Origin of the sequence: Bacteroides sp. MSK.20.12, assembly GCF_019052435.1 — a bacterium.
In the GTDB taxonomy this organism is placed as follows: domain Bacteria; phylum Bacteroidota; class Bacteroidia; order Bacteroidales; family Bacteroidaceae; genus Bacteroides; species Bacteroides xylanisolvens.
Window position 1 is genome coordinate 1 of the sequence record NZ_JAHQVH010000063.1, and the last position, 14,378, is coordinate 14,378.

Below are 14,378 nucleotides of genomic sequence, written 5' to 3' on the forward strand. Positions count from 1 at the left end.
GCCAAGATTCTTTATTCACAATAGAAGAAGTACCACCAAATTTGACGAAGAACCAGAAAAAACGTTTTTATTTCTCATATTCTCATGATTTTACATTAATCATCATATAATCAGTGAATTATAGTATGAGAAATGTTTTTAATAAATCGCATTTCTCATCATTTCCGGGTGAAATAAGCCTTAAAAACAGTTATTTCTCATACTTTTTTAAGTCATTTCTCATACTATTATTGCCCTTCTTCGACTATTTTCTTCTTTGTATATACCCTATGTGTTCCTCTTCCGGTGATTTCTATTCCCGAATCGGGTTGATGTCCCCATTGTCGCAGTTCAGTGGTTGCTGCTGTTTGTAGCAATCCGGTTAGTTTCCGATATTCCCAAACGGTCAGGAAAGGATGTTCGTCCAGATACTTTAGGGCTAATGCCAGTCGTTGTTCCGGTGTGAATTTATTCGAGGATTTTTGCTTTTTCCAAGGAGCTCTTTCCAACCGGCATCTATCGCTGATATTTCTTACCATTTCCCTGTCTACCCGGAAATTAACGCCTCCTATAAAAATACTTTGTGCGTTGCGGTGTTTCCCACCTTCTTCCGCATCTTCCCGTTCCTTGTCTCTGCCTAAGGTGAGCGATGGAGTGAATGTACCTATCCCGTCTATCTTTACCGAACGTCCCTCTGCCATCAGGTGTGCCATTTCAATAGCTGTCTGAAGCAGCACGCCTTCTATGTCTCCGGCACTGAAGCCGCTGACATCGCCCACCCGTCGTGCCAACTCTTTTATGCTTGCATTGTCTATCCGTGCAAACTTCGGATATGTAATTCTTTTGCCCGTCTTTTGTATGTCGGGCATCTCCTCCATAATGTATCGTGCCATACTATCTGTCGTTTAAAGTATTAATAGATAAGTTCTTTTCTATTGGAAGTAAACTTCCTTTCCTCTAATAGAAAAGTTCCTTTGGGTTAAATGTAAACTGTAAACGGAAGTTTTGTTTTTATAAATGCAACTTGCGTTTATAAAAATGAAAGTTCTGTTTTTATAATCAAAACTTTCATTTATAGTTTGCTATTACACAAAGGTAAGTTATCTGTTCGTCAAAAGCAAGTTTATCAGTAATAAAGAATAATTTATTTGTTAATAGACTGGGAGAGGAGTAATAATGAATGAGATAAAGAGTAATGATGGACTGATTCTGAAAGGTAGTTGATTGATTTAATAAGGTTGAGAGAGTGTTTGTCTTATCTCTTTTCTGTATTTTAGCGGTTCGGATTTTTTTGTATATATGACTCAAGTTTCGTATATGAAACAAAAAAGCTATATTTGTATTCAGGTATGAAACAATATGTGATGTGGATAAGGAATGGATAAAGTTAATAATTGCTGATAATCAATAGCATGTAAAGAAAATAATATTTATTTTAAGCAAAAATATGAATATGCCAAACTATAATTTACAACGATTCTTGGACGCGCAGCAAAGCGACTATGAACAAGCCCTTACAGAAGTGGGAAACGGGCGGAAATATTCCCACTGGATTTGGTATATATTTCCTCAACTGAAAGGGTTGGGCATGAGTTATAACTCCCAGTATTATGGGATTAGCGGCAAAGAAGAGGCAGAAGCATATCTTACCCATCCGGTTTTGGGAGAAAGGCTTCGTGAGATAACGTCAGTTTTTCTTCAATTGAAAAATAAAACGGCACAGGAGGTTTTCGGTTCGTTAGATGCGATGAAAGTATTATCATGTATGACGCTCTTTAATGAAGTCGCTTCAGATGATTTGTTTCAGCAAGTGATAGATCGCTATTATCAGGGTAAAGTGGATGAGACAACAAAAAGAAAATTGGAAAAATAACTAATACAATTTATATATGGGCTGTTTAATGAATTTATTGTGGTTGTTGCTTGGTGGTATCTTTACTGCCGTTGAATACCTCATTTCAAGTATATTGATGATGCTTACCATTATTGGTATTCCGTTTGGTATGCAAACCTTGAAACTGGCAGGACTTGCTTTGTGGCCTTTCGGTAAAGAAGTAAGAAGTGGAAACCGTTCTGGCGGTTGCCTTTATATATTGATGAATATCCTGTGGATATTTTTGGGTGGCATTTGGATCTGTCTGTCCCATTTGGTTTTCGGGGCTATATTGTGTATTACTATCATTGGTATTCCTTTTGGCTTACAGCACTTTAAATTGGCAGCTTTGGCATTATCACCTTTTGGGAAAGACATTATAACAGTGTAAGAGTAGTTGTAGGGAAGCGTATGCTTATAATTAAAAGTTATAATGCATAATTAGAAACTATTGGCGGGTCTTGATTGTTTACCGTACCTTTGCAGCCGGAAAACAATTAAAGATAAAAAGATATGATTTCAACAGCTACAAAAACTTTGCAGGCAAATAATAAAATGATTTATGTTGCACTGCTTTCTACTCTGACTTTCTTTCTTTTTTTAGACTATATTCCAGGATTGGAAGCATGGTCGGCTTGGGTAACTCCTCCGGTTGCTTTGTTCCTCGGACTTATTTTTGCATTGACTTGCGGACAAGCGCATCCTAAGTTTAATAAGAAAACCTCTAAATATCTGTTGCAATATTCAGTTGTAGGATTGGGATTTGGTATGAATCTTCATTCTGCTTTAGCTTCCGGTAAGGAAGGCATGGAGTTTACGGTCATTTCGGTGATCGGAACCTTGGTAATAGGTTGGTTTATTGGACGTAAGTTGTTCAAGATCGACCGTAATACAGCTTATCTTATCAGTTCGGGAACTGCTATCTGTGGTGGTAGTGCTATCGCAGCAGTGGGACCAGTGTTGAAAGCGAAGGACAGTGAAATGTCTGTGGCATTGGGTACTATCTTTATCTTGAATGCTATCGCACTTTTCATTTTCCCTGCCATTGGTCATGCATTAAATATGGATCAGCAACAATTCGGAACATGGGCGGCCATTGCCATTCATGATACCAGTTCTGTAGTAGGTGCAGGAGCTGCTTATGGCGAAGAAGCATTGAAAGTGGCAACCACTATTAAACTGACCCGTGCGCTTTGGATTATCCCGATGGCTTTTGCTACTTCCTTTATTTTCAAGAGCAAAGGACAAAAGATAAGTATTCCATGGTTTATCTTCTTCTTCGTGTTGGCATTGGTAGTAAACACTTATTTGCTGGATGGAGTACCACAATTGGGAGCGGCTATTAACGGTATTGCCCGTAAAACTCTGACGATTACCATGTTTTTCATCGGTGCTTCTCTTTCTATTGATGTATTGAAAGCAGTTGGAATAAAGCCTTTGGTTCAAGGGATTTTGCTTTGGGTAATAATCAGCTTGAGCACATTGGCATACATTTATTTTGTATAAGAGGAAAAAAGAGAGAATTATATAAAAGAGAAAAAGGTGGGAGAATGATCGTAGTAAACGATTTTCTCCCACCTTTGTTTATTCAGTTTTAGTCTGTGGATAAAGCAGAATTAAAGCAAATTATTTCTTCTTCAATTCTTCAAAGATTAATCCTTCCAGTTCTTCAGCCAGTTCAGGATTATCCATGATGCATTGTTTGGCGGCATCACGTCCTTGTCCTAACTTAGTATCGTTGTAGCTATACCATGAACCGCTCTTCTTGATGATTCCCAAGTCAGCACCCAAGTCGATGATTTCTCCGGAATGGGAGATACCCTCACCGAACATGATGTCAAATTCTGCTTTGCGGAAAGGAGGTGCTACTTTATTCTTCACCACTTTCACCTTAGTCAGTTTACCGAGAATCTCTTCGCCATCTTTGATCGGTTGGCTACCACGGATATCCAAACGTACAGAAGCGTAGAACTTCAAAGCATTACCACCGGTTGTTGTTTCCGGGTTACCGAACATAACACCGATCTTCTCACGCAACTGGTTGATGAAAATACAAGTAGTACGTGTCTTGCTCACAGCAGCTGTCAACTTACGAAGAGCCTGCGACATCAAACGTGCTTGAAGGCCTACTTTGTTATCACCCATGTCGCCTTCGATTTCCGCTTTAGGAGTCAGTGCAGCTACAGAGTCAATAACGATGATGTCGATAGCAGAAGAACGAATCAGTTGTTCCGCAATCTCCAACGCTTGCTCGCCGTTATCCGGTTGAGAGATATAAAGATCATCGATATTTACGCCCAGTTTAGATGCGTAGAAACGGTCGAAAGCGTGTTCGGCATCAATAAAAGCAGCGATACCGCCGGCCTTTTGTGCTTCAGCAATGGCGTGGATAGCCAATGTTGTTTTACCGGAAGACTCCGGGCCATAGATTTCGATGATTCTACCTCTAGGGTAACCTCCAACGCCAAGTGCCACGTTCAGGGCAATAGAGCCTGTCGGGATCACTTCTACTTGTTCAACACTATCATCACCCATTTTCATGATAGAACCTTTACCGAAGCTCTTTTCTATCTTTTCCATGGCAGCCTGTAAGGCTTTTAGTTTTTCGCTTGATGCCATTTTATTATCTGTTTCAAAATTAAGTTCGTCTTTTTTTGCCATACCTTATTCTTATATAATTAATGGAGTTATTGATTTAAAATCTGTGAGGCATGTTCTTTGGTCTTCACTTCTTTGGGAGTGATAATCCGTTCTACGATTCCCTCTTCATTAATCAGGAAAGTAGTGCGGAAAGTACCCATGTAAGCACGTCCGTACAGTTTCTTTTCTCCCCATACTCCAAATTCTTCTACTAACTTTTTGTCAGTGTCAGCAATCAGAGTGAAAGGAAGATTGTTCTTTTCGATGAATTTCTGGTGCGACTTTTCATTGTCTACGCTGACACCGATTACTTCATAGCCGGCTTTACGTAGTTCGGAATAGTTGTCGCGCAGGTTACACGCTTGTGCGGTGCAACCTGATGTACTGTCCTTTGGGTAGAAGTACAACACAATTTTTTTTCCTTTATAAGCACTTAAACGGATTTCTTCGCCTTTCTCATTGATACCCAAGACTTCCGGTGCTTTATCTCCTACGTTTATCATAACTTTCTTTTAATGAATAGGTGTACGCTTATAATTCCAAATCCTTGTCGAACTCTTCATGCCAGGGAAGACCTTGCTTATTGAGTTGTTCCATGAACGGATCCGGATTGAATTCTTCTACATTGTTTACACCCGGACGGTTCCATTCGCCTTTGAAGAACATCATGGCTCCAATCATTGCCGGAACTCCGGTGGTGTAGCTTACTCCCTGCATACCGGTTTCCTGATAAGCTTCCTGGTGACTACAGTTGTTGTATACATAGTAAGTACGTTCCTTACCATCTTTCAGACCACGGATACGGCAACCGATAGAAGTTTCTCCTTCGTAGTTTTCTCCTAAATCCTGCGGGTTAGGCAATACAGCCTTCAAGAATTGCAATGGTACAATCTTCATTCCGTTGTAATCAACCTCGTCGATTCGTGCCATACCGATGTTTTGGATAACGCGTAAATGAGTTAAATACTCCTGTCCGAAAGTCATCCAGAAACGTGCACGTTTGATAGTCGGATAATGTTTCACCAAAGATTCCAGTTCTTCGTGATAAAGAAGATAAGAGTCACGCGGACCGATGTTCGGGTATGTCAGGTCTTTATGGATTTCCAGCGGACCGGTAGTTACCCATTTGCCATTTTCATAATAGCGTCCGTTTTGTGTAATCTCGCGAATGTTGATCTCCGGATTGAAGTTTGTAGCAAAAGCCTTATGATGGTTACCTGCGTTGCAGTCTACAATGTCTAGATATTGAATTTCATCAAAATAATGTTTAGCTGCATAAGCAGTATAGATACCGCTTACTCCCGGGTCGAATCCGCAGCCGAGGATAGCTGTCAGACCTGCTTCTTTGAAACGATCGTGATAAGCCCACTGCCAGCTGTATTCAAAATGAGCTTCATCTTTCGGCTCATAGTTGGCGGTGTCCAGATAGTTCACTCCGGCTTTCAGACAAGCTTCCATAATCGTCAGATCCTGATAAGGGAGAGCCACATTAATCACCATTTCGGGTTTGAAATCGTTGAATAAGGCTACCAGCTCCTCTACATTGTCTGCGTCAACTTTAGCTGTTTTTATATTGGGGTTACCTATTGCCTCGACGATTTTATCGCATTTCTCTTTCGTACGACTGGCAATCATGATATCTGTAAATACATCGGCATTTTGTGCCACTTTGTGTGCAACGACAGTGCCAACACCGCCTGCACCAATAATAAGAACTCTACCCATTTCTGTATTTAATGAATTATAATTTATGATTTATTGGTTTGGCAAATATACGTGATTATTTTCAGATAATCATTGCGCAGCTACTCCTTTTTATTTGTAACGTTGCAAGGTTCCGTTTTCGAATTCCAGCGTTTTGCCATTGTAGAACCAAGTTTCGAAACGACTGTCTTTTTTCAGCTCGATTTCTATCGGATCACCAATGGATAAACGACATTCTACTGTGCTCATCCCTGCCTCTAAATCTCCCCGGGAGATAATCTGCCAACGGCTTTCTGTAATGCCCGGATATTTCTTATGTATATCCTCGAATCCGAAAAAGTCCTCGATATAATTATCATTTTTGACAATCACGTCATATTTCAGATCTGTTTCCAATTCATAGATTGCCCCGTCCCTATCCGTTAATGACAGGGTAGCCAGGCTGCCGGGGGGAGATAATTTAATCTCTTTTATTTGCAGAACCGTATATCGGGGCAAGTGAACACGTGATTCGGTCTGCTTATCTTCAAAAGATACGATTCTTTTGGCCGGCAGCATCTTTTTAGGATAAACGGTCATTCCCAAGTATTTATTTTTCAGGCTTTCAATAGTACCCAGACTCTTGTTAGTGAAACTGAATGCATTTGAAAAATATTTCATTCTCTTTTCGCCTTGAAAATCATTCAGGTCCATGCCGGAGTTCGTTCGCGAGAGAGCGACTTCCAGATAATAAGAATGTCCCTGTGTATCTTTGAATACGATTTTCACTGGATATGCCTGACTGCCGACTCCAATAGCGGTAATTGTAGCTTCCGTATTGACAGGAATTGCTATATTCTGATAGCCGGAATAATTGTTGGCATCGTCTACCCGGGCACTTTCAGATTGTATATAGACTGTTTTTCCTATTAACAACTCTTTGGCAGTATCTACATCTTTCAGATAAACCAATCCATTGATACCGGCACGGGGAGCCTTCTCGCAAATCTCGTCCAGCCTCATGTTCTTTATGTCATAATAATATTTTTCTCCCTCACATTCGAATACGAAGCGAGTGGAATAGTTGGTCCCGGTTGATATATTTTGAGCCTTCTCTTCTGTTCCCATGAAAGTGAGAATCTTGTGCTTCAGCAGGCTGTTGTCTATTCCTTTGTCGGTGTCGTAGCTGGAAAGAGTAGGAAGGAACATGTTCCGTGTAGAAGGAACAAACATAAACTTCATTCCGGGTGTCCATTTACACAGCGGTTGCAGTGGAAAGTTATTCTTGATGAATTGTTCTTCTTCACCTACAGGGATTTCCTGCGTGGAAGGAGTAGTGACAATGTAATCACTTTGAGCTGTGATAGGACACGTGCCACAACAGAATAGAATTAAAGACAGGACAATTATTCTCATATTTGTTTACTTTAAGTGAACTATGTAAATTGTTCGTTTGTTGTATATCTACTGGCAAATGTATATATTTTATGTTGTATTGGATGTTATTTTCCAATCTTTTTGATATCTTTGCCCCCGATTTTAACTTAAACGTTATAACAATATGAAGAAAGTATTTGTTTCAATTTGCATTGCTGGTGCAGCACTTGCAATGTCTTCGTGCCGTTCGGTTGAGAAGGCAATCCCCCTGTCATCTATCAATGGTGAATGGAATATTATAGAAGTCAACGGCTCGAAAATTGCTCCGGGCGAAAGTAGAACCCTTCCTTTTATCGCTTTTGATACAGCGACCGGTCGTGTGTCCGGCAATAGCGGATGTAATCGTATGATGGGCAGTTTCGATGTAAATGCGAAGCCGGGAAGCCTTGAACTTATAGGGATGGCTAGTACCCGAATGATGTGTCCGGATATGACTACTGAAAATAATGTATTGAATGCTTTTGCGCAAGTAAAAGGATACAAGAAGGCAGGTAAAGATAAGATGTATCTTTGCAATTCGTCCAACCGTCCGGTTGTCGTTCTACAAAAGAAGGAGGCTGATGTGAAACTTTCAGTTTTGAATGGAGAATGGAAAATTAAAGAAGTGAATGGGGAAGCAATTCCTTCCGGTATGGAAAAACAACCTTTCATTGCTTTTGATGTGAAGAAAAAGACCATTCATGGCAATGCCGGATGTAATTTGATTAATGGTGGTTTTGAAACCAGTACAAGTAATGCCAAATCTATTTCTTTCCCGGGAGTAGCAAGCACAATGATGGCTTGTCCTGATATGGAAACAGAAGGTAAGGTGCTGAAAGCTATCAATGAAGTGAAATCATTCGATGTGTTGTCCGGTGGTGGCATTGGTTTGTATGATGCAAACGGTGCATTGGTCATCGTGTTGGAAAAGTAATAGATAAGAGTTATATATAATAGGATATGCCTGTGTCGCACTTGACGATACAGGCATATTTTTTTTCCTTTATCGAACCAGAGCCGCCTGTATTTGTTTAAAGAAACAGTTGCTGATTGGCTTTGAATATGACTATGTCAGCAGTGTTTATTTATTAAAACTGTCTTTTTGGCAGATATTATGTCATGCATTCGTATAATTTCCTTTTGGCACACGGTTTGCTTTTTAATAAGCGTCCGTTCGCGGCGAAGCTCCCTGATAAGAGCAGAGAAACAACCGGACAAAAAGAAATCATTGAATAAATAATAAATAAAAAAATAACGATCATGGGAAAAATTATTGGTATTGACTTAGGAACTACAAACTCTTGTGTTGCCGTATTCGAAGGTAACGAACCTGTAGTAATTGCAAACAGTGAAGGTAAGCGTACAACTCCTTCTGTTGTCGCTTTCGTTGATGGTGGCGAACGTAAAGTGGGTGATCCTGCAAAACGTCAGGCTATTACGAACCCTACACGTACAATCTTCTCTATCAAACGTTTCATGGGTGAAAATTGGGATCAGGTACAAAAAGAAGTGACTCGTGTTCCTTATAAAGTAGTGAAAGGTGACAACAACACTCCGCGTGTTGACATCGACGGACGTCTGTATACTCCGCAGGAAATCTCTGCAATGATTCTTCAGAAAATGAAGAAGACTGCCGAAGACTACCTTGGACAGGAAGTAACAGAAGCAGTCATCACCGTTCCTGCTTATTTCTCCGACTCTCAACGTCAGGCTACAAAAGAAGCCGGACAGATTGCCGGTCTGGAAGTAAAACGTATTGTAAACGAACCGACAGCCGCAGCTCTTGCTTACGGTCTGGATAAGGCTCACAAAGATATGAAGATTGCTGTATTCGACCTTGGTGGTGGTACATTCGATATCTCTATCCTCGAATTTGGTGGTGGTGTATTTGAAGTACTTTCTACAAACGGTGATACTCACCTTGGTGGTGACGACTTCGACCAGGTAATCATCAACTGGTTGGTACAGGAATTCAAGAACGATGAAGGTGCTGACTTGACTCAGGATCCGATGGCTTTGCAACGTCTGAAAGAAGCTGCTGAAAAAGCTAAGATTGAGCTTTCTTCTTCTACAAGTACAGAAATCAACTTGCCGTATATCATGCCGGTAGGTGGTGTGCCTAAGCACTTGGTGAAGACTTTGACTCGTGCAAAATTCGAATCTCTGGCTCACGAATTGATCCAGGCTTGTCTTGAACCATGTAAGAAAGCAATGAGCGATGCAGGTTTGAACAATGCTGATATTGATGAAGTAATCCTTGTTGGTGGTTCTTCACGTATTCCGGCTGTTCAGAAGTTGGTAGAAGATTTCTTCGGCAAGGCTCCTTCTAAAGGTGTGAATCCGGATGAAGTGGTAGCTATTGGTGCTGCTGTGCAGGGTGCTGTTTTGACAGACGAAATCAAAGGTGTAGTATTGTTGGATGTTACTCCGCTGTCAATGGGTATCGAAACACTGGGTGGTGTAATGACTAAGTTGATCGATGCTAACACTACCATTCCGGCTCGTAAGAGTGAAACATTCTCTACTGCTGCTGATAATCAAAGTGAAGTTACGATTCATGTATTGCAGGGAGAACGTCCGATGGCTGCCCAGAATAAATCAATCGGTCAGTTCAATTTGTCTGGTATTGCTCCGGCTCGTCGTGGTGTTCCTCAAATTGAGGTTACATTCGATATCGATGCGAACGGTATCTTGAAAGTATCTGCTAAAGATAAGGCTACCGGTAAAGAACAAGCTATCCGTATCGAAGCATCCAGCGGTTTGAGCAAGGAAGAAATCGAAAAGATGAAGGCTGAAGCTGAAGCTAATGCTGAAGCAGATAAGAAAGAACGTGAAAAAATCGATAAACTGAACCAGGCTGACAGCGTAATCTTCCAGACTGAAAATCAGTTGAAGGAATTAGGTGATAAGTTGCCTGCTGATAAGAAAGCTCCGATTGAAGCTGCTTTGCAGAAATTGAAAGATGCTCACAAAGCACAGGACTTGGCTGCTATCGATACTGCTATGGCAGAAATCAATACTGCCTTCCAGGCTGCAAGTGCTGAAATGTACGCACAGGGTGGTGCACAAGGTGGTGCACAGGCTGGTCCTGATATGAACGGTGGTGCTGGTCAGCAAGATAATAGCAAGCACGGAGATAACGTTCAGGATGCTGACTTTGAGGAAGTCAAGTAAAGATCGCTGAATATACAATAAATCAAAATAAGAGAGCTGTAGATTAAATGTTTACAGCTCTCTTTTGTTTTATATGTAATGTGATTTATTTGACCTCGGACTTTATTACAGTATGTGGTGTTAGAAACATCGAAGCTATTTTATTAAGCATGCTTTCTCGTTTTTATACTTTTCCGTTTTGTAAGTAGCCAATTCCAATTACGTCAGATACAGTATTTCTCTAATCTTCTCGCGGTTACCCACAATCCAAACGAGATCTCCTAATTGGAAAGCCGTATCTTTATCCAGAGGGATCAATTCATTATTCCGTTCAATAGTCACAACGATACCGTCGTACTTTTCTCCCAAATGAGACTGCGCAATGGTTTTATTTAAGAAACGGAATTCATCATCTACAGTGAAAGAGTGGAGAGTCATCTTTTTATCTACTGCGTCCGTATCTTTTGTATTTTTTACATCTTCTATTCTATTTCTGAACTCCTGCAATTGCATATCCGTACCGACTACAGTCAGTTTATCCTGCGGATAAATAGGTTCAGAACTTTTCGGAATGTATATATTTAAATCACCACGCGTGATTGCAACTACATTCACTCCAAAATTTTGCCTGAATGAAAGTTCTCCTAAAGACTTGCCGATGTAACCGGAATAAGGCGATACCACGACAGATGTCAAATCAAGGTCCTTGTCATTGAACTCGCTATTGAAACTTGTTTTTAGCGGGTGTCGTTTTTTAGCAGCCTCTTCCCTTCGGTTAAGATTGGCTAGGAATCTCGTTTCCAATCGTGAATATTGCGTGAGGTCTTCCCTAAGAATAAGAATCAATGCCACAACAGCTATGGCAATGATCACACTTATTCCCCAGTTCAGCTTGAAATAGCTGATAACTACGCTAGTGATGAAGAAAAGAGCAACAGATACACGGCCTAGAACGAGAGAAACCAGTCGTCCGTGATTGTAATTCTCATCTCTCCATAGCTTCAGGAATAATTCGGAAGAGTTGTATTTGTTGGAGATGAGTGCCCACAAAAAAGGAGTCATAAGCAAAAGAGTGCCCAGACACATCACCAGCTTAATCCATAGGGTAACAGGAGCAAACATTTCACTGATGGCGGGATAAATGATTTGTATAGACAGCAGCCAGATAGCAGTGAGCAATACGCTATAAATAATAACCCTGCCAATCATGTTTTTTAGTAATTTCTTCCAGTCACTATCGTGATTCATGGTTTTCTTGCCGGAAGCATAACGATCTAATGTTTCCTGTACTTTAGTAGGCAATATTTTGTAAAGCCATTCGGCAAAAGGGTTGGCTAAACGGATAAAATAAGGAGTCGTGAAAGTGGTGATAACAGATACAGCCACAATAATAGGTGAAATAAACGGATCGAGCACTTTGAGCGAAACACCCAGTCCGGCAATGATGAAAGCAAACTCTCCGATTTGTGCCAGGCTGAATCCGGATTTGATAGAAGTGTTCAGCGGTTCTCCGGATAAGAGTACGCCAAATGAAGAGAAAATGGCTTTACCGATAATGGTAACCAGAGTAATGATGATAACAGGCCAGGCATATTCTACCAATACCGCCGGATTTACTAGCATACCGACCGATACGAAAAAAATAGCTCCGAAGAGGTCTTTTACCGGTTGTATGATATGTTCGATGTGCTCGGCTTCGATGGTTTCGGCAAGGATAGATCCCATGATAAATGCACCTAATGCCGTTGAAAAGCCTGTATAGGTAGCCAATACCACCATTCCCAGACAAAGACCGATTGAAACAATCAAAAGCGTCTCATTATTCATCAGCTTCTTTGCTTTTTTAAGAAAAGCCGGAATAACGAAAATACCGATGAGAAACCACAGGATTAAAAAGAAAACGACTTTGAGAACACTAATCAATAAGTCTTCACCCACAAAGTCCTGACTTACCGCCATTGTAGAAAGAAGTACCATCATTAAAATGGCAATCAGGTCTTCCACTACCAGAGTACCGAATACGATGCCCGTGAAACGCTGGTTGCGTAACCCCAAATCATCAAAGGCCTTGATGATAATTGTGGTAGACGACATAGATAACATTCCTCCAAGAAAGATGGAATTCATTGTGCCCCATCCTAACAATTGTCCTACCAGAAAACCTATGAGCAACATACTGACGACTTCGGTGGTGGCCGTAATAAAAGCTGTGGAACCTACATTCATGAGCTTTTTAAAACTAAACTCCAGTCCAAGTGCGAAGAGCAGGAAAATAACACCTATTTCCGCCCATATATTGATATTTTCGATATCTCCCACGGTGGGGAAAATATTTATATAAGGCCCCGCTAGTAATCCGGCAATGATGTAACCTAAGACTAAAGGTTGTTTCATCCATTTGAACAGCAAGGTTATTACACTGGCCGATATTAATATCAGCGCAAGGTCGGCAATCAAAGTTGGTAAATGTGACATTTAGTGATGGATTTATTCATTTTTTTCTTCCTGATAGTTAGACAGAAAAGAGACAAGGGACATGGATGTTCAGCTCTTTTCTTTTTCGAGAGTATCGGCAGTCAATTATTCATTATATTGTTTTCCTCTACAAAAAGAGGGAAACAATATAATAGATAGCTGCTGCCAGGAGTCCACTGACCGGAATTGTAAGAATCCAGGCAGTCATGAGACTTTTTGTTATTCCCCAGCGAACGGCAGAGAGGCGTTTGGTTGCACCTACTCCGATGATTGCACCTGTGATAGTATGTGTTGTACTAACGGGGATTTTCAGCATTTCCGTAATGTAGAGAGTGAAAGCACCGGCTGTTTCGGCAATTACTCCTTCCAATGGGGTTACTTTGGTGATTTTGGTTCCCATTGTCTTTACTATTTTCCAACCTCCGGACATGGTGCCGAGTGAGATGGCGGTGAAACACGAAAAAGCAACCCAGTCGGGAAGGTCATTGATGCTGTTGATACCCATACCCAATCCCATAGAATGGGCGGCTATCATGGCAGCGGCAATGATACCCATTACTTTTTGTGAATCATTCAAACCATGTCCGACGCTGAAGAGAGCGGAAGAAACGAGCTGCAACCTCTTAAACCAGACTTCAGCTGTATGAGGATGTGCACGGCGGCAGATGTAAAGCACAAACAGAGTGAAACCGAAAGCAATCACCATTCCGATAAAAGGAGCCAGAAAGATGAAAGCTGCAATTTTAAGAATGATATTAAGTTGAATTGCTTCAAACCCGTTTGCCATAATGGCAGCTCCTGCAAATCCTCCGATAAGCGTATGTGAGGATGAAGACGGGATACCTTTCCACCATGTTACCAGGTTCCAGGTGATGGCTGCTATCACTCCTGCCAATATAATAGGTAAAGTGATATATTGTTCTACCACCGTTTTGGATACTGTATTGGCAATACCGAATCCGCCTATAATGTATTTGGCAATGAAAAAAGCAACGAAATTGAAGAAAGCAGCCCATAGTACAGCTTGAAAGGGTGTAAGCACCCTGGTAGATACGATTGTAGCTATTGAGTTTGCTGCATCGTGAAAGCCGTTGATATAATCGAATATCAGAGCCAGAATAATGATAGTCACTAATAATTCCATGTGTTCCGGCTTACT

12 protein-coding genes are annotated in these 14,378 nt (G+C 40.9%); 5 read left to right on the plus strand and 7 right to left on the minus strand.

Translation table 11 applies throughout. From position 1 onward, the window contains the following. Window positions 1-227: 227 nt before the first annotated feature. On the minus strand, window positions 228-872 hold the full coding sequence (locus KTR06_RS22590; protein WP_049703183.1) for an HU family DNA-binding protein: 645 nt from the start codon (window positions 870-872) through the stop codon (window positions 228-230). A gap of 560 nt (window positions 873-1,432) precedes the next feature. Between KTR06_RS22590 and KTR06_RS22595 the strand changes: the two genes are divergently transcribed. From KTR06_RS22595 to KTR06_RS22605, 3 genes are all read left to right on the plus strand, one after another. After that, window positions 1,433-1,852 carry a DUF1810 domain-containing protein gene (locus tag KTR06_RS22595; RefSeq protein WP_178286710.1) on the plus strand — a complete coding sequence of 140 codons (420 nt, stop codon included), beginning with the start codon at window positions 1,433-1,435 and terminating at the stop codon, window positions 1,850-1,852. 16 nt (window positions 1,853-1,868) lie between these two features. Continuing rightward, window positions 1,869-2,243, plus strand: coding sequence for a YccF domain-containing protein (locus tag KTR06_RS22600; protein ID WP_008021320.1), 375 nt, complete (start codon window positions 1,869-1,871; stop codon window positions 2,241-2,243). Window positions 2,244-2,365: 122 nt separating this feature from the next. Next, window positions 2,366-3,358, plus strand: coding sequence for a YeiH family protein (locus tag KTR06_RS22605; RefSeq protein ID WP_004312517.1), 993 nt, complete (start codon window positions 2,366-2,368; stop codon window positions 3,356-3,358). 120 nt (window positions 3,359-3,478) lie between these two features. Here KTR06_RS22605 and recA read toward each other — a convergent pair whose 3' ends face one another. From recA to KTR06_RS22625, 4 genes are all read right to left on the minus strand, one after another. Next, window positions 3,479-4,513 (minus strand): recombinase RecA, encoded by a 1,035-nt coding sequence (gene recA / locus KTR06_RS22610; RefSeq protein WP_004312516.1) that lies wholly within the window; start codon window positions 4,511-4,513, stop codon window positions 3,479-3,481. Between the two features lie 26 nt (window positions 4,514-4,539). After that, the gene (gene bcp, locus KTR06_RS22615; protein ID WP_004312515.1) at window positions 4,540-4,995 is read right to left on the minus strand and encodes a thioredoxin-dependent thiol peroxidase; all 456 of its coding nucleotides are present in this window, start codon (window positions 4,993-4,995) and stop codon (window positions 4,540-4,542) included. Between the two features lie 28 nt (window positions 4,996-5,023). Next, the gene (locus tag KTR06_RS22620; protein WP_004312514.1) at window positions 5,024-6,217 is read right to left on the minus strand and encodes a saccharopine dehydrogenase family protein; all 1,194 of its coding nucleotides are present in this window, start codon (window positions 6,215-6,217) and stop codon (window positions 5,024-5,026) included. Between the two features lie 90 nt (window positions 6,218-6,307). Next, window positions 6,308-7,591, minus strand: a complete 1,284-nt coding sequence (locus KTR06_RS22625) for a hypothetical protein (protein ID WP_151926790.1) — start codon at window positions 7,589-7,591, stop codon at window positions 6,308-6,310. A 145-nt stretch (window positions 7,592-7,736) separates the two neighbouring features. Here KTR06_RS22625 and KTR06_RS22630 point away from each other — a divergent pair, with 145 nt between their 5' ends. Next, window positions 7,737-8,525 (plus strand): META domain-containing protein, encoded by a 789-nt coding sequence (locus tag KTR06_RS22630; RefSeq protein ID WP_151926791.1) that lies wholly within the window; start codon window positions 7,737-7,739, stop codon window positions 8,523-8,525. Window positions 8,526-8,851: 326 nt separating this feature from the next. Then, window positions 8,852-10,765, plus strand: coding sequence for a molecular chaperone DnaK (gene dnaK, locus KTR06_RS22635; protein WP_008021329.1), 1,914 nt, complete (start codon window positions 8,852-8,854; stop codon window positions 10,763-10,765). Between the two features lie 198 nt (window positions 10,766-10,963). Here the strand turns inward: dnaK and KTR06_RS22640 are convergent, their stop codons facing one another. Beyond that, window positions 10,964-13,219 carry a cation:proton antiporter gene (locus KTR06_RS22640; protein WP_015532584.1) on the minus strand — a complete coding sequence of 752 codons (2,256 nt, stop codon included), beginning with the start codon at window positions 13,217-13,219 and terminating at the stop codon, window positions 10,964-10,966. Window positions 13,220-13,346: 127 nt separating this feature from the next. Beyond that, the gene (locus tag KTR06_RS22645) at window positions 13,347-14,363 is read right to left on the minus strand and encodes an inorganic phosphate transporter (RefSeq protein ID WP_008644519.1); all 1,017 of its coding nucleotides are present in this window, start codon (window positions 14,361-14,363) and stop codon (window positions 13,347-13,349) included. Between the last annotated feature and the right edge of the window lie 15 nt (window positions 14,364-14,378).